We start from the raw sequence: 19,113 nt of genomic DNA, 5'->3' as shown, positions 1-19,113 counted from the left end.
CGCCGCTCTCCCCAGCCATCTCCCTGAAGGGAGAGGGGGCAGTCCGTGCAGGCCGATGGCCCCGCGCGTTCCTGTAGGGGCGAATTCATTCGCCAATCAGGCCGAAGGCCTGACATTGGAAGTCCGAGCGGGGATTCAGCTTCCCTCTCCCCCGGCCCCTCTCCCGGAGGGAGAGGGGTGACGCGCGCCGGTGACTCCGCGCAAACCCTGTAGGGGCGAATACATTCGTCAAGCAGGCCTGCCCTGGACCGCGCAGGCCCAACAAAAAAGCGCGGCAGATCACTCTGCCGCGCTTTTTTCGGGTACCGCCGGAGGTCAGGTCGCCGGGATGGGTGCCGGGCTGCGCTGACGCTTGAACTGCAGGAAGTAGTAGGCCCCGTAGCAGAGCGCAATGAAGCCGAAACCCCAGTACAGCGAAGGACGCTGGGTCGGGTCCAGGGCCAGGAACACGAACAGCGAGGTGCACAGCAGGATGCACGCCACCGGGATCAGCGGGAACAACGGCGCGGCGTACTTGAGGTCCTGCACGGTGCCGCCGGCCTTGTAGTGTTCACGGCGGAAGCGGTACTGGGCCAAGGCGATGACAATCCAGGTCACGGTGCCGGCCAACCCGCTGATGGCGGTCAGGACCACGAACAGGGTGTCGGCGGCGACGAAGCTGGTCAGCAGCGACAGCAGCGCGAAGCAGAGGGTGATGGTCAGGGCGTAGACCGGTACGCCGCGCTTGTTGAGCTTTGTCAGGCCGCGCGGTGCCATGCCGGACTTGGACATGGCCCAGAGGATGCGCGTGCAGGCATAGAGGCCGGAGTTGCCCACCGAGAGGATGGCGGTGAGGATCACGAAGTTCATCAGGTCGGCGGCGAAGGGGATGCCGACCATGTCGAACACCTGGACGAAGGGGCTCTCCATCAGGCCCGCCTGCTGCCAGGGCACGATGGCCGAGAGCACGATAATGGCCAGCACGTAGAAGATCAGCACGCGGAACACCACGTTGCGTACGGCGCGGGGGATGCTCTTCTCCGGCTCGTCGGTCTCGCCGGCGGCGACGCCCATGATCTCGCAGCCCTGGAAGGCGTAGACCACGGTCATCATCACGGCGAGCACCGCGGAGATGCCATTGGGGAACAGGGTGTCGCCGATCAGGTTGGAGAACTTTGGCGCCGGCTCGCCACTGGCCAGCGGCAGGCCGCCGAAGATGGCCATGATGCCGACGACGATAAAGATCAGGATGGCCGCCACCTTGACGCCCGAGAACCAGTATTCGGCCTCGCCGAAGGCGCGGGTGCTGAGGGAGTTGATACCGAACAGCAGGGCCACGAACAGTGCCGACCAATATGCGACAGGCACATCGGGGAACCAGCGGTCCATCAGCATGCCGGCGGCGGTGAATTCCAGGCCGACGGTGGTGGCCCAGCTCAGCCAGTAGACCCAACCCACCATGAACCCCGTGGCAGGGCCGACGTAGCGGGTGGCGTGGGCCTGGAAGGAGCCGGAAACCGGCATCTGCACCGAGAGCTCACCCAGGCAGACCATCACCAGGTACATCAGCAGGCCGGCCACCAGGTAGGCCAGCACGGCGCCCGCCGGGCCGCCCTGATTGATGGTGAAGCCCGAACCCATGAACAGGCCGGTGCCGATGACGCCGCCCAGGGACAGCATGAAGATATGGCGGCTTTTCAGCGCGCGGGTGAGCTGGATGCGTTCTTCAGACATGACGCGCCTCCTGTCGGAAGTCGCAGTGGGGCGCACAGGCTTTGAGGGTCATTATTCTTGTCTCCAATAGGCCTCGGGGACCGCGTTCGAGCGCGGTACGGGCCGATTATTGGAAGGATTTGTAAGACGCCGTTGTAAGCCGGGATCGAAGTTGTAAAAAGTCGTAAGGAATTTGTTCGATTTTCACGGGGCCGGTTGCAGCAGTCCGTCGAGCACCTCGGCGGAGTCCGCCAGGAGCGACTCCAGGCGCGGCTTCAGGGCCGTCAGGGCAGCGGTATCGCCGGCCAGGGCGGCCGACTCCAGTTCCCGCAGGCAGGCGGCCAGGGCACGCAGGCCGAGGGACTCGCCGCTGCCGGCCAGGCGATGGGAAAGGTTGCCGACCTCGGCGCAATCCTGCGCCGCCAGGGCCTCCAGCAGTCCGGCGCGGTGCTCGTCGAGCATGCGCCGCAAGAGTCCCAGCAGCCCCTGGAGCTTCTGCTCGCCGAGCAGGCCACGGTGGGTGTCCAGCAACTGCCGGTCGAGCAACTCGGCGTCCCCCGCGAGCGGCTGCGACCGGGCCTGCCCGGCCAGTGCGCGACGCAGGTCGTCCAGTTTCAGCGGCTTGGCCAGGGCGCCCTGCATCCCGGCATCCAGGCAACTGCGCACCAGCGCCGGCTGCAGGCTGGCGGTGAAGGCGAGGATGCGGCTGTCGCGGTTGGCGCCCGACTGGTCGGCGCGGATCAGCCGGCACAGCTCGGTGCCGGCCATGCCCGGCAGATGCAAGTCGAGGAGGATCAGGTCAAAGCGCCGCTGGCGGCTCAAGGCCAGGGCCGGTTCGGCGTCCTCGGCCAGGGTGACGCGGTGGCCGTCGCGTTCCAGCAGCCCCGCCACCACTTCGCGGTTGAGGGCGACATCCTCCACCACCAGGACGTCCAGCGTCTGCAACGCTGACACGGCGGCCGGCTGGGCAATCGGATTGCGCGCGGCGTCCAGGACCACCTCGAACCAGAAGCAGCTGCCCTCGCCTTCCACGCTTTCCACGCCGATGCGCCCGCCCATCAATTCCACCAACCGCTTGCTGATGGCCAGGCCCAGGCCGGTGCCGCCATAGCGCTGGGCCACGGCCTCGCTGGCCTGGGTGAAGCGCTCGAAGATCTTCGCCTGCACCTCGGGGGCGATGCCGATGCCGTCGTCGGTGACGCTGATGCGCAGCCGCTGGCCGTCGGCCAGTTCCTCGAGCAGCCGCACCTCCACCAGGATTTCGCCCTCCTCGGTGAACTTCACCGCGTTGGCCAGCAGGTTGCTCAGCACCTGGCGGAGGAACTGCTCGGCGCCATGGCAGCGGCCCTGCACCCGCGGGTCGAGGCGCGAGCGGAGGATGGTGCCGTTGGCGCTGGCCCTGGGCTCGAGCAAGGTCAGCACCTGGTCTACTAGCGCCGGCAGGGAGAAATCCAGCTGCTCCGGGCGGCTCTGCCCTTCTTCCAGGCGAGCGAAATAGAGCACCTCATTGAGGATCGCCAGCAGGCCTTCGGCCGCCTTGTAGAGGGCCTCCAGGCGCCGGCGGTCGCGTTCCCCCGGGATCGCGCCGCGCAGCAGTTCGGCCATGCCGAGGATGCCGTTGAGCGGGGTGCGGATTTCATGGCTCATGGTGGCGAGGAAGCGCGACTTGGCCAGGTTGGCCGCCTCGGCTTCTTCCTTGGCTCGCTGCAGGCTGGCGGTACGCCGCTCCACCAGGCCCTGCAGGGCGGCGCGGTCGTCTTCGCGGCGCTGCATGTCGTCGAGGATGGCCCGGCGCATGTCGTCCAGGGCCTGGGCCACTGTGTCGATCTCGTCGGCGCTACGCCCGGTGCGGCGGTGCAGGTGCAGGGCCTCGTGCCAGTCGCCGGCGGCGATGCGCCGGGCGAAGTCGGCCATCACCCGCAGGTGACGGGTGACCAGGCGGTGGAACAGCCAGGACAGGGCCACCGCCAGGCCGCAGAGGAACACCCCCATCCACAGCAGGCTGGTCAGGCCGGTGGCGTAGAGGCGCTTGTAGACCGCGCCGAGGTCGATGGCGATTTCCAGCTCGCCCAGATGGCGCTCTTCGCCGCCCGGTGGCTGGTAGGCCAGGGGGAAGCGCTCGCGGCGCAGCGGGCCCGCCGGGTCGCGGGCGCCCTCCTGCAGGTCGAAGTCGGCGCTGGTCAGGTGCACCAGGGCGATGTCCGGGAAGTCCGCCAACCCGCGCACCTGCATCTTCAGCTGTTCCTGGTTGAGATCCCACAGGCTGCGCTCGAAGCTGGCCAGGTAGCCGGTGCGGATCAGCTCCAGACGCGCCTCGATCTCGCGCATCTCGCGGCGGTACTCCAGCTGCAGCTGCACGGCGCTGGCCACCAGGGTGAAGCACAGGCTGAACAGCAGGATGAACAGCAGCAGCCGGCGCAGCAGGCCGCTGGCGGGTTTCAGCCGGGTCATGGCTGCGGCTCCGGTTGCACGACCATGTCGCGATAGATGGCCTCGCTCTGGTTCAGCCAGCGTTCGATCTGGCCGGTGTCAGTCAGCCGTTGCAGCTCGCGGTCGATCTCGTCCATGCGCGCGGCCAGGGGCGAGTGGCGGGAGACCGCCAGGCGCAAGTAGTCCACCGCTACGGTGTTCGGCAAGGTACGGATGTCGCCACCGCCGGGCAGGTGCTCGATGAAGAGCCGGCCGGTTCGCCGCTCGTGGGGGATGAAATCGATGCGGCCACGGATCAGCTTGCCGAAGTTCTGCCGGCTGTCGGAGACCCATTCGATATTGCCGGCACGGGCCACGGTCTGGTCGAAGGCCTCGCCGTAGCTCTCGCCGAACAGCAGGCCCCCGCGATAGCGGGTCAGGTCTTCCAGGCGCGCCACCTCCAGCGGGTGCCGGCGGTTATAGAAGATCGCCACTTCTTCACGCAGCACCGGCACGGAGGCGAACTGCAGAAAGTCATCCCGTGGCTGGGTGCGATAGGCCAGCACCACGTCTACCCGCCCCTCGGCGGCGTCCAGCAGGCAGCGCTTCCAGTTTCCCAGCACCACCAGTTCGACGTCGAAACCCAGCTTGGCCATTATCGCGTTCACCATCTGCGGGGCGAGGCCGCGCATGTGCTTGCCGTCGCTCCAGGAGATCGGCGGATAGACCGGATGATCGCAGTAGCGCACGGTCTGCGCGGCCTGGGCCGTGCAACCCAGCAGCAGGAGCACCAGCAACCAGGCGCGCGCCATGCTGTCAGGCGCTAGTCGCATTGGCAGTGAACAGATAGCCCGCGCCATGGATGGTGATGATCAGCTGGGGCTCGGCGGGGTCGTCCCGCAGCTTGCGCCGCAGACGCCCCACCAGCACATCGATGGAGCGGTCGTTGGGCAGCCATTCGCGATTGCGGATCTGGTCCATCAACTGGTCGCGGCTGAGGGTGTGGCCGGCGTTGCGCAGGAAGACGCTGAGCAGCTGGAACTCGCCGTGGGTGAGCAGGGTTTCGCTGCCGTCCAGATCGATCAGGCGCCGGCGGTCGCTATCGAGCATCCAGTCGGCGAAGCGCTTGAGCTGGGCGGTGGATACCGCCGCGGCCGGTTGCCGGGCGTGGCGCACGCGGCGTACCAGGTTCTTGGCGCGGGACACCAGTTCGCGGGGATTGAGGGGTTTGACCACGTAGTCGTCGGCACCGCATTCCAGGCCGACAATGCGGTCGACCTCGTCGTTGCGGCCGGTGATCAGGATGATGCCGACCTCCGAGCGCACGCGCAGTTCGCGGGTCAGGGTCAGGCCGTCCTTGCCGGGCAGGCGGATGTCCAGCATCACCAGGTCCACCGGGCTCTCGGCCAGGCAGGCTTCGGCCTGTTCGGCGGTGCTGGCGCAGCGTACCTGGTAGCCCTCCTGGGTCAGGTAGGTCTGGAGCAGTTCACGGATCAGCGGATCGTCGTCGACGATCAGCACACTGGCAGACATTGCAATTACCCTCCGCCTCCGCGCGTCGGCGGGGCGTTCTTATTGTTCGAAGTGGCAGGAGGTTATCGTCAGCTGAACGACCGATCAACGGCCTCCGACGGGGCGCAGGAATCGCTGTACGCCGCCGGCCTGCAGACCATCCACCCAGGCCTCGCAGATCTGCACGCCCTGCGCCGGGGTGAAAGTCTGCGGATTCAGCCCGGACTCCAGCCAGAGCCCGTCCAGCAATGCGCTGAGGCTGATGGCCGCGAGTTCCGCATCGAAGCCCGGCCAGCCCTGCTCCACCGCCAGTTCGTCGAGTACCTTGGCGAGGATGGCGCGGTACTCGCCATAGGAATGATCGTGGGCCGCATTGATGGCCTGGGCAGTCTTCACCGCGCCCCAGAAGGCCAGCCAGGCTTCCAGCAATTGCGGGTCCAGCAGTTCGGCGCAGAAGGAGGCCTGGAAGAACGCCGACAGCCTGGCCCGGGGTTGGGGCGGAGCGGCGTCGATGGCCTCGCGCAGTAGCCCCATCACCCGCCCGGTGACGGCCAGGTACGCCTCGGCCACCAGTTCGTCCTTGCCGGCGTAGTGATGGTTGATCAGCCCCACCGAAACCCCGGCCTCGGCGCAGATCTTGCGGATCGACGCCCCCTGGAAGCCATGGCGCTTGAGGCAGGCGAGGGTCGCTTCGATCAGGTGGGCCTTGCGCAGTTCGGGGTCAAGGCGCGAATAGCGCACATCCTGGGTTGTCATGCCGAGAGTTCCTGTGGCGTTACGGCGAGTCTGAACGACTGTACAGGAAGATGCGGCCATCACCTACCCGTTCGGGTTATGGCCGCTGCCCGGCAAGGAGCACAGAGTAGCCGCCAGGTGACCCGATAACGACAAAAGAGGTGGAACCGACATGCGCAAGACTCTCGTTGCAGCACTCGGCGCGACGCTCATCCTGTTGCCGGCCCTGAGCCCGGCGGACGACAGCAAGACCCTGCGCCTGTACAACTGGTCGGACTACATCGGCGAACGCACCCTCGCCGACTTCGAGAAGGCCACCGGCATCAAGGTGGTCTACGACACCTTCGATTCCTACGAGACGGTCCAGGGCAAGCTGCTGCCGGGGCGCTCGGGCTACGACCTGGTGGTGCTCAACGCCGCCCTGGTGCCGCCGCTGCTCAAGGCCGGGGTGTTCCAGCCGCTGGACAAGGGCCGTCTGCCCAGTTGGGGCAACCTGGACCCGCAGGTGCTGGCCAGCCTCGAGCACTACGACCCGGGCGTGGCCTACTCGGCCCCCTACACCTGGGGCAGCAACGGCATCACCTACAACGTGGAGATGATCAAGGCGCGCATGCCCGACGCGCCCATCGGCTCCCTGGCGATGATCTTCGACCCCAAGGTGGTTTCGCGCTTCGCCGACTGCGGCGTGACCCTGATCGACTCGCCCACCGACGTACTGCCGCTGGCACTGGCCTACCTCGGCCGCGACCCCAACAGCGCGGAACCTGCGGACCTGAAGGCGGCCGAGCAGCTGCTGCTGTCGGTGCGCCCGTACATCCGCAAGTTCGACTCCATGAGCTACCTCAACGGCCTGGCCAACGGCGACCAGTGCATCGCCATGACCTGGTCCGGCGACTACGCCACCGCCCAGGCCCGCGCCACCGAGGCCGGCGCCAAGGTGAAGCTGGATTACTTCATTCCCAAGGAAGGCTCGCTGATCTGGTTCGACGATTTCTACATCCCCAAGGACGCGCCCCATGTGGAGAACGCCCACAGGTTCATCGAATACATGCTGCAGCCCAAGGTGATAGCCGAGGTCACCGACTACATCCGCTACGCCAACAGCAACCAGGCGGCCACCCCGCTGATCGCCGCCGAGGTGCGCAACGACCCGGCGATCTACCCCGACGCCGCCACCCGCGCTCGCCTCTTCACCCAGAAAACCCAGCCGCAGAAGGCCATGCGCCTGATCACCCGCACCTGGAATGCGGTCAAGACCGGCAAATGACGTGAACCCGATGGACCCGAGGTAATGAACATGAACACCCCGAACGCCGACTTCTTCGCCCAGTTCGACAACGAGCGCCTGGTGGCCGCCGACAAGGCGCATTACATGCACGGCTACCACATCTTCGACGACCACCGCGAAAATGGCGCGCTGAACATCGCTGCCGGCAACGGCGCCTACATCTACGACACTGCCGGCAACCGCTACCTGGACGCCGTGGGCGGCATGTGGTGCACCAACATCGGCCTGGGCCGCGAGGAAATGGCCGAGGCCATCGCCGAGCAGGTGCGCCAGCTGGCCTACGCCAACCCCTTCTGCGACATGGCCAACGTCAAGGCCATCGAACTTTGCGAAAAGCTCGCCGAGCTGGCCCCGGGCGATCTCGACCACGTGTTCCTCACCACCGGCGGCTCCACGGCCGTGGATACCGCCTTCCGCCTGGTGCAGTACTACCAGAACTGCCGTGGCAAGCCCGAGAAGAAGCACGTCATCACCCGGATCAACGCCTACCACGGCTCCACCTTCCTCACCATGTCGCTGGGCGGCAAGGCGGCGGACCGGCCGGCGGAGTTCGACTTCCTCAAGGACCGCATCCACCACATCTCCTGCCCCAACCCCTACCGCGCACCGGAAGGGATGGACGAGGCCGAGTTCCTGGAATGCCTGGTGAACGAGTTCGAAGACAAGATCCTCACCCTGGGCGCGGACCGGGTGGCGGCCTTCTTCGCCGAGCCGATCATGGGTTCGGGCGGGGTGATCATCCCGCCGGCCGGCTACCACAAGCGCATGTGGGAAGTCTGCCAGCGCCACGACGTGCTCTACGTCTCGGACGAGGTGGTGACCTCCTTCGGTCGCCTCGGCGCCTTCTTCGCCTCGGAAGACGTGTTCGGCGTGGTGCCCGACATCATCACCACCGCCAAGGGCCTCACCTCGGGCTACCTGCCACTGGGCGCCTGCATCTTCTCCGAGCGCATCTGGCAGGTGATCGGCGAAGCCGGCAAGGGCCGCTGCTTCAGCCACGGCTTCACCTACAGCGGGCACCCGGTGAGTTGCGTCAGCGCGCTGAAGAACATCGAGATCCTCCAGCGGGAAAACCTCCTCGCCCATGTGGATGAGGTCGGGGCCTACCTGGAAGAACGCCTGCAAAGCCTCGCCGACCTGCCGCTGGTGGGCAGCGTGCGCTGCAAGAAGCTGATGGCCTGCGTCGAGTTCGTCGCCGACAAGGCGAGCAAGGCGCTGTTCCCCGACGAGCTGAACATCGGCGAGCAGATCCACCTGCGGGCGCAGAAGCGCGGCCTGCTGGTGCGTCCCATCGTGCACCTGAACGTGATGTCGCCACCCTTGACCATCACCCGCGCCCAGGTGGACGAAATCGTCGAGACCCTGCGCGAGGCCATCCTGGAAACCGCCGCCGCCCTCAAGCAAAGTGGTGACTATGCGGGCAACTGATGGCGTCTGGCGGCGGCCGGGCGGCACCACTAGACTGCCCGGCATGACTGACGCCGCCACCTCCAGTTCGCCCTCCCCCGCCACCCTGCGTGCCTGGCATGCAGGGCTGGCGCAGGCCATGACCTGCGTCGCCGAACCGGTGTTCTGCGAGCGCCTGATCGAGGCCTTGAGAAACCTGGTCCCCATCGAGTCGGTGCTGCTCGGCCTCGAATGCAAGGGGCTGGCACCGCGCCCGCTGTACCAGTGCGGCATCCCGGCGGAATATCGCGAGGCGTTGATCGAGCGCTACTACGCCCGCGGCTATCTGCTCGATCCCTTTTGCCTGGCCATGGAGAACGGCCTGGCCGAGGGCTTCTACCACCTCTCGGAAATCGCCCCGGACGACTTCTTCAACAGCGAGTACTACCGGACCAACTACCTCAAGTGCGGCTCGGTCGAAGACGCCCACTTCATCGTCGACCTGGGCGGCCAGCGCAAGGTTTCCCTGTGCGTGTACCAGGGCCGCAGCGGCGCACGCTTCAGCGAAGCCGAACTGGCGCTGCTGCGCACCACCTACCCACTGGTCCGCGAACTGATGCGCCAGTTCGACGAGCGTGGCGGCCTGGTCCGCTGCCTGGACGGCCGAGGCTCGGCATCCCTGCGCGGTGGCGCTCCCGCCGGCCTCAACCAGCAGATCCGCGAAGCCTTCATGAACTTCGGCAGCGACCGCCTGACCGAGCGTGAACGGGAAATCGCCCACCTGCTGTTGCGCGGCCACTCGGTCAAGTCCAGCGCCAAGGTGCTGGAAATCTCCCCGGAAACCGTACGCATGCACCGCAAGAACCTCTACACCAAGCTGGAAATCAGCTCCCAGGCAGAGCTTTTTGCATTGTTCATCGACTGGCTGACGGCCTGACCTTCAGTCAGCCCGGCGGGATGGCGCCTGATCCATTGACTAGGCTTGAGGGTCTCTTCCCCCCAGACCGGAGACCCGCCATGCCCATCGAAAAAGCCCTCTACACCGCCCACGCCGAAGCCTATGGCGGCCGCGAAGGCCGCGCCGTGTCCTCGGACGGCGTGCTGGATGTGAAGCTGACCACGCCCAAGGAACTCGGCGGCCCTGGCGGCGACGGCACCAATCCCGAGCAACTCTTCGCCGCGGGCTATTCGGCCTGCTTCCTGGGCGCCATCAAGTTCGTCGCCGGCAAGGAGAAGATCACCCTGAGCGAGGACACCTATATAGAAGGCGCAGTCGGCATCGGTACCCTGCCGACCGGTTTCGGCATCGAGGTGGAACTGAAGATCTCCCTGCCGGGCCTGGACAAGCAGGCGGCCAGGGCCCTGGTGGACAAGGCCCATATCGTTTGCCCTTACTCCAATGCCACGCGCGGCAATATCAACGTGACCCTGACGCTGGTTTAGACCCGCGAGCATCAGCCGGTGGAAATCCGCTACGCGGATTTTCACCCTACACGGCTCCCCCGTAGGGTGGACCACGCTTCACCGGTCCACCGAAAGGCGGGTGGGCACATGAGCCCAGTAGGATGGGTGGAGCGAAGCGATACCCATCGGTAGCAAGAAGGGAGGCACTCGGCCTCCCTTCTTCATTTCACCTTGTAGATGATCCCCGGACTGCACTGGACCATCTGGTAGTGCTCCGGCAGGCCGTTGAGCGCCTCGGAGGCGCCGAGGAACAGGTAGCCGCCCGGTTTCAGGGTGGCGTGGATGCGGGTGAGGATGTCTCGCTTCACCTCCGCCGAGAAGTAGATCAGCACGTTCCGGCAGAAGACGATGTCGAACTTGCCCAGCGCCGCGTAGCTGTCCAGCAGGTTCAGCGGACGGAACTCCACCCGGCTGCGAATCGCCGGCTTCACCGCCCAGCGCCCCGGGGCCTTCTGGTCGAAGTAGCGGACCAGGCGCTCCTGGGACAGCCCGCGGCCGATGGCCAGGCTGTCGTACTCGCCGGAACGGCAGGCCGCCAGCATGGAAGGAGACAGGTCCGTGGCGACAATCTGCGCGCCGGCCCTGAGCTGGCCGAGGTTGGTCCGCTCGAACTCGTCGATGGCCATGGAAATGGAGAAGGGTTCCTGGCCGGAAGAGCTGGCCGCCGACCAGATGCGCAGGCGCTGGTTCGGGTTCGCCTTGATCAGCTCCGGCAGCACCCGGCCCTTCAACACCTCGAAAGGGTAGGTATCACGAAACCAGAGGGTCTCGTTGGTGGTCATGGCGTCGATCACCTGCTCGCGCAGGCCGCCATGGGCGAAACCCTGGATGCGCTGGGTCAGCTCACCCAGGGTCTTGATGCCGTTGTGCTCCATCAGCTTGTTCAGCCGGCTGGAAACCAGGTACTGCTTGTTGCTGCCCAGCAGGATGCCGCAGGACTTTTCCAGGAAAACCCGGAACTGCTCGAAATCCACATTGCCTGAAGACACTAGGGGCGCCTCACCGATCTGTTTCCTTGTCAGGGGGCCGAACCCTCAACCCCCATCCGTTACCTTGATGCGTTCCACCACGCGTGCCGCCAGGTCGTCCGGCTTGAACTTGGCGAGGAAGTCGTCCGCCCCCACCTTCTTCACCATGGCCTGGTTGAACACGCCGGAAAGCGAAGTATGCAGGAGGATATGCAGCTTCTGCATGCGCGGATCGTTGCGGATTTCCGCGGTCAGGGTATAGCCGTCCATCTCCGGCATCTCGATGTCGGAGACGATCATCAGCAGCTCCTCTTCCGGCGACTTGCCCTCCTCCACCATCTCGCGAAGGTAGCTGTATGCCTGGCGCCCGTCGTTGAGCGCCTTCACTTCCACGCCGACGGTTTCCAGGCAGCGGATCACCTGCCTGCGCGCGACCGAGGAGTCGTCGACGATCAGCACCCGCTTGCTGACCGCCTTGGCCTGGGTCTCGACGTCCACCACGCCCACGGACACGACCTCGGAGGTCGGCGCCACTTCGGCGAGGATCTTCTCGACGTCGATGATCTCCACCAGCCGCCCATCGACCCGGGTGACGGCCGTCAGGTAGTGCTCGCGACCGGTGCCCTTGGGTGGCGGATGGATCTCCTCCCAGTTCATGTTGACGATGCGCTCCACGGAACGCACCAGGAAACCCTGCACCTTGGTGTTGTACTCGGTGATGATGACGAAGCTGTTCTTCAGGTCATCCAGGCCCTTGCGCCCGGTCGCCATGGACAGGTCGAGAATCGGAATGGTGCCCCCGCGGATGTTGGCGACCCCACGCACCACCGGACTGGACTTGGGCATCAGGGTGAGACGCGGGCACTGCAGCACCTCCTTCACCTTGAACACGTTGATCCCATAGAGCTGTGCACCGTCGAGACGGAACAGCAGCAGTTCCAGGCGGTTCTGCCCGACCAGTTGGGTACGCTGGTTTACCGAATCCAAAATACCGGCCATGACCAGACTCCTGTGACAAGCTCAGCCAAGCAGGCGGCACGAGCCTTGCTTCTATATGGGTTATGAACGCTACGACGACGCTTTTCCGACGCCTGATGGCAAAACGCCGCAACTCGTTTGCGGCTGTTTTACCTGCTTTGTGCTGCCTCGGCTACAGCCCGGCGTCGAGTGCCAACCTGACGTCGCCTGAGACCCTTATCGGCACGGCGGAAGGCTTTCTTGAGTACGCGGTCGAAGAATATCTGCAACGCGGCAACATCCAGGGACGCAGTGAAATCCAGGTCAATCGCCTCGATCCGCGCCTGCGCCTGCCACAGTGCGACAGGGATTTGACGACCAGACTGGAAAGTCCGGCCCAGCCACTGGGACGGGTCACCGTGCGCATCCGCTGCGACGGCAGTTCGCCGTGGACGGTGTTCGTCCCGGCCCAGGTGAAGCTCTACCGTGAAGTGGTGGTGGTCGTCCGCCCCCTGCGCCGCGCCGCGCCCATCGACGCCCGGGACGTGGCGCTGGCCGAGCGTGACGTCGGCTCCCTGAGCCAGGGATTCCTGACAGACCCCGGGCAGATAGTCGGCCAGAAGACCACCCGTGCCCTGCTTCCCGACCAGGTGCTGGCGCCGCTGCACCTGCAACAGGCCGAGGTGGTGAGCAAGGGCGACCAGGTGGTGATCAGCGCCATGAGTACGGCGATCAACGTGCGCATGCAGGGAGAAGCCCTTTCCAGCGGTGCGCCGGGGGAACAGATAAGGGTCCGCAACCTGAGCTCCGGCCGCGTGGTGAAGGCGCGCGTCAAGGGACCGGGCCAGGTCCAGGTGGAGATGTAGAGATGATTCCGCTGGCGCCCCGGTGGGCGGGTTTTCTAAACTCGGTCGGTACGAAAGAATTTTCTAAAGTTATCCCGGACAGGGCCGATAAATCGGTAAGCGTCCAAATTGCGTCCGAGGTTCAACACCATGGTTATCGACTTCAACCGGCTCAATAACGGCCCCGCGCCCACCGGCACGGGACGTACCGGCAACACCCAGGCCGGCAGGAACGAAACCGTCACCAGCGGCCAGGCGGCTGCGCCCCAGGACACCGGCGAGCAGGCCGCCAGCGCCAAGAGCGGCGAATCCGTGCAACTGAGCAGCGACGTTCAGGCGCTGCAGCAAGCCGGCGAAAAACTGCGCGACCTGCCCGTGGTGGACAAGGAACGCGTGGAAAAGCTCAAGCAGGCCATTGCCGACGGCTCCTACCAGGCCGACAGCAAGCGCGTGGCCAGCAAACTGCTGAACTTCGAATCCCAGCGCTAGTCCACGGGCGGCGCTGGGGAACTTGGACGCCCGACCCCAGAGCGCGTAATGCAAGACACCAACCTGCTCCAGCTGTTCACTGACGATATCGGCCACGCCCAGCGTCTGCTTGAGCTGATGGACGAAGAATTCCAGATCCTCGGCGAGCGCGACCTCGCCCGCCTCGAGAACCTGCTGGCCGAAAAGCAGACCCTCCTCGCCCAACTCGACCAGCATGGCCGCCAGCGCAGCCAGCTACTGGCCGGCTTCCAGCTCAGCGCAGACCGCGCCGGCCTGCAGCGACTGGCCGAACGCTCCCCCCTGGGCCAGCAATTGCTGGATCGCAGCGACGAACTCGGCCAGCTGCTGGACGCCTGCAAAGCAGCCAACGAACGCAACGGGCGCCTGATCCGCGCCAATCGCACCTCGGTGGGCAGCATGCTCGGAATCCTACGGGGCGGCGAGACTCCGGGCCTCTATGACAGCCGTGGGGCTACCGCTAGAATCGGCCAGCAGCGCCCGCTCAGCCAGGCCTGACAAGACATTACAAGAAGTGCGCAAAGCCATGGAGGCCCGATGCCGCTGTGTTCTGCGCTGACCGCCTTGCGTTTGGAGAGACCTGGACCGTGTCCAACCCATTCCACGAAGAGAACGGCCCGCAACCGCCCAAGGTGCTCAAGGCACCCGTCGAAATCCTGGCCAATCTTCGTCTGCTGCAGCAACACCACGATGCCCTGATCATCACCTTCCACGACCGCAACCAGCGCTTCCAGAGCTACCTGGTGGAAGTGGACCGCGACCGCGGACTGATCGCCCTGGACGAGATGATCCCGAATGACGGCGAACGCTTCCTGAAGAACGGCGAAACCTTCCGTGTCGAAGGTTTCCACGAGGGCGTGCGGATCGCCTGGGAAAGCCTGCAGGCGGCCACCGTCGGCGAGTTCGAGGGCGACCGCTGCTACTGGTGCGCCCTGCCCGATGAGATGATCTATCACCAGCGTCGCAACGCCTACCGCGCCGCGCTCAAGCAGACCCAACTGGTGCCCGTCGAACTGGACGGCGACAAGCTGTCGACGCCGATCAAGGGCGTCATGCTGGATATCTCCGCCACCGGCTGCAAGCTGCGCTTCGAAGGCGACCAGACAGGCCGCCTGCACCCGGGCCAGGTCTACGAACGCTTCTCCGCCAGGATGCCCATCGGCCCCATCACCACCCCCGTCGAACTGCGCCATGTGCGCTTCGACGAGAATCTCGGCGTGAGCTTCGCCGGCATCCGCTTCCACAACATGAGCGGGCTGGTGCAGCGCAATGTGGAGCGTTTCGTCTATCAACTGCAGCGGGAAGCGCGGCGGTTCGAGAAAGACGAGCTGTTCTGACCCTCAGGCCACGTCGGGCTTGATTCCCAGCCTGGCCAGGCGCGGCAGGTGCTCGGGGTCGTCCATCACCCAGAGCGAAGGCAGCAACCCGTGCGGCCACTCCAGTTCCTGCAGACGTTCGCAGGTCAGGGCCAGCACCTGGTTGCTGTCCCAGGGCATGGCCTCGAACAGTCGCGGGTCGATACAGCGCAGGCCGAGCAATGCATAGCGCCCATCCTCGGTCGGCCCCAGCACCGCCTTGTGCTGGTCCAGCGCTTCACAGGCGGCGGACAGGTAATCGGCATCCAGCATCGGACAATGCTGGCCGATGAGCACCACGGCATCGTTCTCGGAAAGGCCCAGGGCGGCGATGCGTCGCATGCGCTCCCCCAGGTCGCCAACCGGCTGGCCGACCACCATCCAGTCGTTATCCTCGGCCAGTGCTTCAAGAGTCTCGTCCAAACCGTCTTCGATCCAGAAGATCCGTTCGCTGAAGCCAAGGGGCGGGAGTTTGAGAACACGGGCGACCAGTTGTCGATGCAACCGGCTCACCCCCTCCTCCCCCAGCGCCGGGACCAGCCTGGGGTGGAGATTGTCGGCCTGCGGGGCGCTGGCCAACAGATGCAGGGAAATGCTCAACATCATGACCACATCCTCCTTGAACGCCCGAGCCGTATCTCGGGCATGAAGCTCGGGTAGTCACACGGGTCGATAATTGGGCAAAAACGCTGTGGCGTTGGGCCACTATTTTTCCGGTTGTGGTTGCTCCGGCATGCCTCCATCCGGCGCCGTGGGTGGCGGTGGGGCGTCGCCGTTCTGCATCTGGTCGTGCACCGACCGTTCGTCGACGCGCGGGTCCAGGGCCGCCACCAGGGGGGAACTGGTCATGTTGTCCGGCGTGGGGACGTGGTGCAACGGCGCTTCTTCGACCCGGTGCAGACCGGTCACCGCATCCGGCCGCACCCGCAGCACCAGCACCGCGGCCCAGAAACAGACGAATGCGTAGAGCATGTTCGGCCCAAGCTGCTTCATCAGCGCGCCGGTCAGCAGCGGACCGATGCTGGCGCCGACGCCGAAGGTGATCAGCAACATGGCGGTGAGCGATACCCGCCGCTCGGCCTCTATATGGTCATTGGAGAAAGCGACCGCCAATGGATAGAGGCTGAATTGCAGCAGGCAGACCAGGAAGCCAACCGGGAACAGCACCTCCAGAGGGGCGTTGGGCATGATCGCCAGGGGCAGTGCGCACAGCGCCAGCAGGGCCGCGGTGCTGCGGATCAGCACGGCACGATCATGGCGATCCGACAGCCAGCCCAGGGGCCACTGCACCAGGAGGCCGGCGAGGATGCAGCTACCCATGAACAGGCCGACCTGCTCCGTCGGCAGGCCCTGGGCGGTCGCGTAGAGCGGTGCCAGGCCGTAGAAGGAACCGATCACCAGTCCGGAAACCAGCACCGTGGTCATGGACTGCGGCACCCGCTTGATGAAGAAGCGCGGTTCCAGCGGCGCCGGATGCAGGGGCGCCGGGTGCAGCTTGCGGGTCAACGCCACCGGCACCAGGCACAGCGCGAAGCACATGGCCACCAGCATCAACAGCTCCGGCCCCAGTCCCGGGTGCAGCACCAGCACCAGTTGGCCCAGCACCAGGCCCAGGTAGGAGGCCACCATGTAGCCGGCGAACACCTGGCCGCGCTGGCCGGCGTCGGCCTGCTCGGTGAGCCAGCTCTCGATGACCATGTACTGGCACATCATCCCCAGGCCCACCAGCATCCGCATGAACAGCCAGGCCGGCAGCACACTGATCAGCCCATGGCCCAGCACCGCCGCGGTGACCACCCCGGCGCACGCCACGTAGGCGCGGATGTGCCCCACCCGCGCGATCAGCCGGTGGCCGAGCTTGCCACCGAGGATGAGGCCGAAATAGTTGGCCGCCATCAGGGCGCCGACCCAGAGCCCGTCCACCTTGTCCGCGGCCAGGCGCAGGCCGAGATAGGTACTGAGCAGGCCGGAGCCGATCAACATGAGCAGGGTGGCGAAATACAGTGCGCGAAATGACTTCCAGATTCGATGCATCGGCGCTCCAGGCGGCTCCTTGTGCGGGGAGAACCACCCGGGCGGGCGGTCCTTGGGCGATCACACCTGGGAGGCGAGGATCCGTCGTTCCCAGGGCGTGATCTCATCGAAGAAGCTGCGGAGCTCCATCGTCTTTGTAGCAATGTAGCCTTCGATGAACTCCTTGCCGAACAGTTCACGCGCCAGATCGCTGCGTTTCAGACGTTCGATGGCGGCGTGCAGGGTACAAGGCAGCAGCAGTTCGTCAGGCGCTTCGAACTCACCCTGGATGGGCGCGCTCGGTTGCAAGTGCTGTTCCATCCCGTAGAGCCCCGCGGCCAGGCTGGCGGCAATGGCGAGGTAGGGATTGGCGTCGGCGCCGGGCAGGCGATTCTCCACCCTTCTGGCAGCGGGGACACTGGCCGGGATGCGCAGGCCCGCCGCACGGTTGTCGTGGGACCAGCAGGCATTGTTGGGCGAGGCATAGGGGTGGCAGAGCCGCTGGTAGGCGTTCACGTTGGGGGCGAAGAGCGCGGTGAAGTCCGCCATGGCCGCCTGCTGGCCACCAATGAAATGGGCGAACGCCGCGGTCGGCTCGCCATTGGCGTCGCTGAAAATGTTCTCGCCACCGCCCTGAGTGACCACGCTCTGGTGGATGTGCATCGAGCTGCCTGGCGTATGCGCCAGCGGCTTGGCCATGCACACCACCTGGATGCCATGCCTGAGCGCGATCTCCTTCAGCAGGTGCTTGAAGAGAAACGTCTGGTCCGCCAGCAGCAGCGGATCGCCATGGAGGAAATTGATCTCGAACTGGCTGACGCCCATCTCGTGCATGAAGGTGTCGCGCGGCATGCCGAAGGCTTCCATGGCGCGGTAGACCTCTTCGAAGAACGGCCGAAGGCCATTGCTGGACGACACACTGAAGGCCGAAAAGCCCGCCTCACGCCGGCCATCGAGGCCGATCGGCGGCTCGAAGGGCTGCTGCGGGTCCGGATTGGGCGCGAAAACGAAGAACTCCAGCTCGGTAGCCACCACCGGTTTCCAACCATGCGCGGCATAACGCTCCACCACCTTGCGCAAGAGACCGCGGGTGGACAATCCGCAAGGCTGGCCATCCAGCTCCTGGGCATCGCAGATCGCCAGGGCGCGTGGCCGCTCGCTCCACGGCAGGCGGTGGATCTGGCTCGGCTCGGCGACCAGGGCCAGGTCACCGTCGTCACTGCCATAGAAACGCGCCGGCGGATAGCCGCCCATGATGCACTGCAGCAGCACACCACGCGCCATCTGCAGGCGACGCCCGGAGAGGAAGCCCTCCGCCGTCATCACCTTGCCCCGCATCACGCCGTTCAGGTCAGGGGTAACGCACTCGATCTCATCAACGCCAGCCAGGCGCTCGGCGAGCGGGCTGCGGACTTTGGTAGTCATGATTGTTGTCCTTGTACACGACGACCGCTCCATGGTGCGGCCTGTACAAAAATACGCACCGGCCGTTCGAAATATCAAGCAGGGCCCAGCAGGTTTTCTTCAGGCAGGAAAAAGGGGACGGGGCGCCATGCGCCCCGTCCCCTTTCCAGTACCACGACCTGCGTTACGGCAACCTCCTCAACCTGCCAGGACGAAATCCACCAGGTTCACGCTGTTGGGATCGGCCACCCCTATCAGGGTGATGCTGTCGGCGCCGGCGAAGTTGACCTGGGTACCGCCCACCACGGCGACGATGCTCGCGTTGGCCGCGAAGTTGGCCGCGGTGATGCCCAGGTTCTCGATGTTCAGCCGGTCCTGGCCGACGGTGAAGTCGGCGATGGTGTCGTGACCGAAGCCCGCACCGAACACGAAGATGTCGTTGCCGCCGCCGCCGATCAGCAAGTCATTGCCGCCCATGCCGAACAACGCATCACTGCCCGCACCACCGGCGATGGTGTTGTCCAGGGCGTTGCCCATGCCCACGTCGAAGTTGCCGGCACCGCCGAAGAACAGCCCTT

At 65.6% G+C, this 19,113-nt stretch carries 19 protein-coding genes; 8 read left to right on the top strand and 11 right to left on the bottom strand.

Annotated features, from left to right (window positions below; genetic code table 11):
• Positions 1-315: 315 nt before the first annotated feature.
• The 5 genes from ACFW0H_RS09235 to ACFW0H_RS09215 form a co-directional block, all read right to left on the bottom strand.
• Positions 316-1,713, bottom strand: coding sequence for an amino acid permease (locus ACFW0H_RS09235; protein ID WP_422913600.1), 1,398 nt, complete (start codon positions 1,711-1,713; stop codon positions 316-318).
• Positions 1,714-1,896: 183 nt separating this feature from the next.
• Positions 1,897-4,143 carry an ATP-binding protein gene (locus ACFW0H_RS09230; protein ID WP_422913599.1) on the bottom strand — a complete coding sequence of 749 codons (2,247 nt, stop codon included), beginning with the start codon at positions 4,141-4,143 and terminating at the stop codon, positions 1,897-1,899.
• On the bottom strand, positions 4,140-4,913 hold the full coding sequence (locus ACFW0H_RS09225) for a substrate-binding periplasmic protein (protein WP_422913598.1): 774 nt from the start codon (positions 4,911-4,913) through the stop codon (positions 4,140-4,142). The genes ACFW0H_RS09230 and ACFW0H_RS09225 overlap by 4 nt, the downstream gene beginning before the upstream one ends.
• A gap of 4 nt (positions 4,914-4,917) precedes the next feature.
• Complete coding sequence (locus ACFW0H_RS09220; protein WP_459077294.1) at positions 4,918-5,634, bottom strand: response regulator; 717 nt, start codon at positions 5,632-5,634, stop codon at positions 4,918-4,920.
• An 84-nt stretch (positions 5,635-5,718) separates the two neighbouring features.
• On the bottom strand, positions 5,719-6,369 hold the full coding sequence (locus ACFW0H_RS09215) for a TetR family transcriptional regulator C-terminal domain-containing protein (protein ID WP_422913597.1): 651 nt from the start codon (positions 6,367-6,369) through the stop codon (positions 5,719-5,721).
• Positions 6,370-6,520: 151 nt separating this feature from the next.
• Between ACFW0H_RS09215 and ACFW0H_RS09210 the strand changes: the two genes are divergently transcribed.
• From ACFW0H_RS09210 to ACFW0H_RS09195, 4 genes are all read left to right on the top strand, one after another.
• Positions 6,521-7,615: a polyamine ABC transporter substrate-binding protein gene (locus tag ACFW0H_RS09210; RefSeq protein WP_422913596.1), complete on the top strand. Its 1,095-nt coding sequence runs from the start codon at positions 6,521-6,523 to the stop codon at positions 7,613-7,615.
• 30 nt (positions 7,616-7,645) lie between these two features.
• On the top strand, positions 7,646-9,064 hold the full coding sequence (locus tag ACFW0H_RS09205) for an aminotransferase (protein WP_422913595.1): 1,419 nt from the start codon (positions 7,646-7,648) through the stop codon (positions 9,062-9,064).
• Between the two features lie 43 nt (positions 9,065-9,107).
• Positions 9,108-9,959 (top strand): LuxR C-terminal-related transcriptional regulator, encoded by an 852-nt coding sequence (locus tag ACFW0H_RS09200; RefSeq protein WP_422913594.1) that lies wholly within the window; start codon positions 9,108-9,110, stop codon positions 9,957-9,959.
• Positions 9,960-10,039: 80 nt separating this feature from the next.
• Positions 10,040-10,465, top strand: a complete 426-nt coding sequence (locus ACFW0H_RS09195) for an organic hydroperoxide resistance protein (RefSeq protein ID WP_422913593.1) — start codon at positions 10,040-10,042, stop codon at positions 10,463-10,465.
• A gap of 182 nt (positions 10,466-10,647) precedes the next feature.
• On the opposite strand, the gene cheR is transcribed toward ACFW0H_RS09195, so the two are convergent.
• Positions 10,648-11,475, bottom strand: coding sequence for a protein-glutamate O-methyltransferase CheR (gene cheR / locus ACFW0H_RS09190; protein WP_422913592.1), 828 nt, complete (start codon positions 11,473-11,475; stop codon positions 10,648-10,650).
• A gap of 45 nt (positions 11,476-11,520) precedes the next feature.
• Complete coding sequence (locus tag ACFW0H_RS09185) at positions 11,521-12,453, bottom strand: chemotaxis protein CheV (protein ID WP_422913591.1); 933 nt, start codon at positions 12,451-12,453, stop codon at positions 11,521-11,523.
• Between the two features lie 95 nt (positions 12,454-12,548).
• Here ACFW0H_RS09185 and flgA point away from each other — a divergent pair, with 95 nt between their 5' ends.
• From flgA to ACFW0H_RS09165, 4 genes are all read left to right on the top strand, one after another.
• Positions 12,549-13,277 (top strand): flagellar basal body P-ring formation chaperone FlgA, encoded by a 729-nt coding sequence (gene flgA / locus ACFW0H_RS09180; protein WP_422913590.1) that lies wholly within the window; start codon positions 12,549-12,551, stop codon positions 13,275-13,277.
• A gap of 129 nt (positions 13,278-13,406) precedes the next feature.
• A complete protein-coding gene (gene flgM / locus ACFW0H_RS09175; protein WP_422913589.1) occupies positions 13,407-13,745 on the top strand; it encodes a flagellar biosynthesis anti-sigma factor FlgM in 339 nt (112 codons plus the stop codon).
• Between the two features lie 48 nt (positions 13,746-13,793).
• Entirely contained in the window at positions 13,794-14,261 is a 468-nt protein-coding gene (locus ACFW0H_RS09170) for a flagella synthesis protein FlgN (RefSeq protein WP_422913588.1), read from the top strand.
• Between the two features lie 89 nt (positions 14,262-14,350).
• Entirely contained in the window at positions 14,351-15,100 is a 750-nt protein-coding gene (locus tag ACFW0H_RS09165; RefSeq protein WP_422913587.1) for a flagellar brake protein, read from the top strand.
• Between the two features lie 3 nt (positions 15,101-15,103).
• Here ACFW0H_RS09165 and ACFW0H_RS09160 read toward each other — a convergent pair whose 3' ends face one another.
• The 4 genes from ACFW0H_RS09160 to ACFW0H_RS09145 form a co-directional block, all read right to left on the bottom strand.
• The gene (locus tag ACFW0H_RS09160) at positions 15,104-15,724 is read right to left on the bottom strand and encodes a TIGR04282 family arsenosugar biosynthesis glycosyltransferase (RefSeq protein WP_422913586.1); all 621 of its coding nucleotides are present in this window, start codon (positions 15,722-15,724) and stop codon (positions 15,104-15,106) included.
• Positions 15,725-15,823: 99 nt separating this feature from the next.
• The gene (locus ACFW0H_RS09155) at positions 15,824-17,152 is read right to left on the bottom strand and encodes an MFS transporter (RefSeq protein WP_422913585.1); all 1,329 of its coding nucleotides are present in this window, start codon (positions 17,150-17,152) and stop codon (positions 15,824-15,826) included.
• Between the two features lie 60 nt (positions 17,153-17,212).
• Entirely contained in the window at positions 17,213-18,556 is a 1,344-nt protein-coding gene (locus ACFW0H_RS09150) for a glutamine synthetase family protein (protein ID WP_459077293.1), read from the bottom strand.
• Positions 18,557-18,733: 177 nt separating this feature from the next.
• On the bottom strand, positions 18,734-19,113 hold a 380-nt coding region (locus ACFW0H_RS09145; RefSeq protein WP_422913584.1), incomplete at its 5' end, for a M10 family metallopeptidase C-terminal domain-containing protein.

Source organism: Metapseudomonas cellulosilytica, assembly GCF_049334135.1.
Taxonomy (GTDB): Bacteria; Pseudomonadota; Gammaproteobacteria; order Pseudomonadales; family Pseudomonadaceae; genus Metapseudomonas.
This window is presented reverse-complemented; position numbering and strand designations above follow the sequence as displayed.

Excerpts from the sequence above, each read along its gene's own strand:
- ACFW0H_RS09205 (WP_422913595.1), top strand. The coding sequence starts at position 7,646 with ATGAACACCCCGAACGCCGACTTCTTCGCCCAGTTCGACAACGAGCGC.
- flgA (WP_422913590.1), top strand. The coding sequence starts at position 12,549 with ATGGCAAAACGCCGCAACTCGTTTGCGGCTGTTTTACCTGCTTTGTGC.
- ACFW0H_RS09150 (WP_459077293.1), bottom strand. The coding sequence starts at position 18,556 with ATGACTACCAAAGTCCGCAGCCCGCTCGCCGAGCGCCTGGCTGGCGTT.
- ACFW0H_RS09195 (WP_422913593.1), top strand. The coding sequence starts at position 10,040 with ATGCCCATCGAAAAAGCCCTCTACACCGCCCACGCCGAAGCCTATGGC.
- flgM (WP_422913589.1), top strand. The coding sequence starts at position 13,407 with ATGGTTATCGACTTCAACCGGCTCAATAACGGCCCCGCGCCCACCGGC.
- ACFW0H_RS09220 (WP_459077294.1), bottom strand. The coding sequence starts at position 5,634 with ATGTCTGCCAGTGTGCTGATCGTCGACGACGATCCGCTGATCCGTGAA.
- ACFW0H_RS09230 (WP_422913599.1), bottom strand. The coding sequence starts at position 4,143 with ATGACCCGGCTGAAACCCGCCAGCGGCCTGCTGCGCCGGCTGCTGCTG.
- ACFW0H_RS09170 (WP_422913588.1), top strand. The coding sequence starts at position 13,794 with ATGCAAGACACCAACCTGCTCCAGCTGTTCACTGACGATATCGGCCAC.
- ACFW0H_RS09235 (WP_422913600.1), bottom strand. The coding sequence starts at position 1,713 with ATGTCTGAAGAACGCATCCAGCTCACCCGCGCGCTGAAAAGCCGCCAT.
- ACFW0H_RS09160 (WP_422913586.1), bottom strand. The coding sequence starts at position 15,724 with ATGATGTTGAGCATTTCCCTGCATCTGTTGGCCAGCGCCCCGCAGGCC.
- ACFW0H_RS09155 (WP_422913585.1), bottom strand. The coding sequence starts at position 17,152 with ATGCATCGAATCTGGAAGTCATTTCGCGCACTGTATTTCGCCACCCTG.
- ACFW0H_RS09215 (WP_422913597.1), bottom strand. The coding sequence starts at position 6,369 with ATGACAACCCAGGATGTGCGCTATTCGCGCCTTGACCCCGAACTGCGC.
- ACFW0H_RS09210 (WP_422913596.1), top strand. The coding sequence starts at position 6,521 with ATGCGCAAGACTCTCGTTGCAGCACTCGGCGCGACGCTCATCCTGTTG.
- ACFW0H_RS09185 (WP_422913591.1), bottom strand. The coding sequence starts at position 12,453 with ATGGCCGGTATTTTGGATTCGGTAAACCAGCGTACCCAACTGGTCGGG.
- ACFW0H_RS09200 (WP_422913594.1), top strand. The coding sequence starts at position 9,108 with ATGACTGACGCCGCCACCTCCAGTTCGCCCTCCCCCGCCACCCTGCGT.
- ACFW0H_RS09225 (WP_422913598.1), bottom strand. The coding sequence starts at position 4,913 with ATGGCGCGCGCCTGGTTGCTGGTGCTCCTGCTGCTGGGTTGCACGGCC.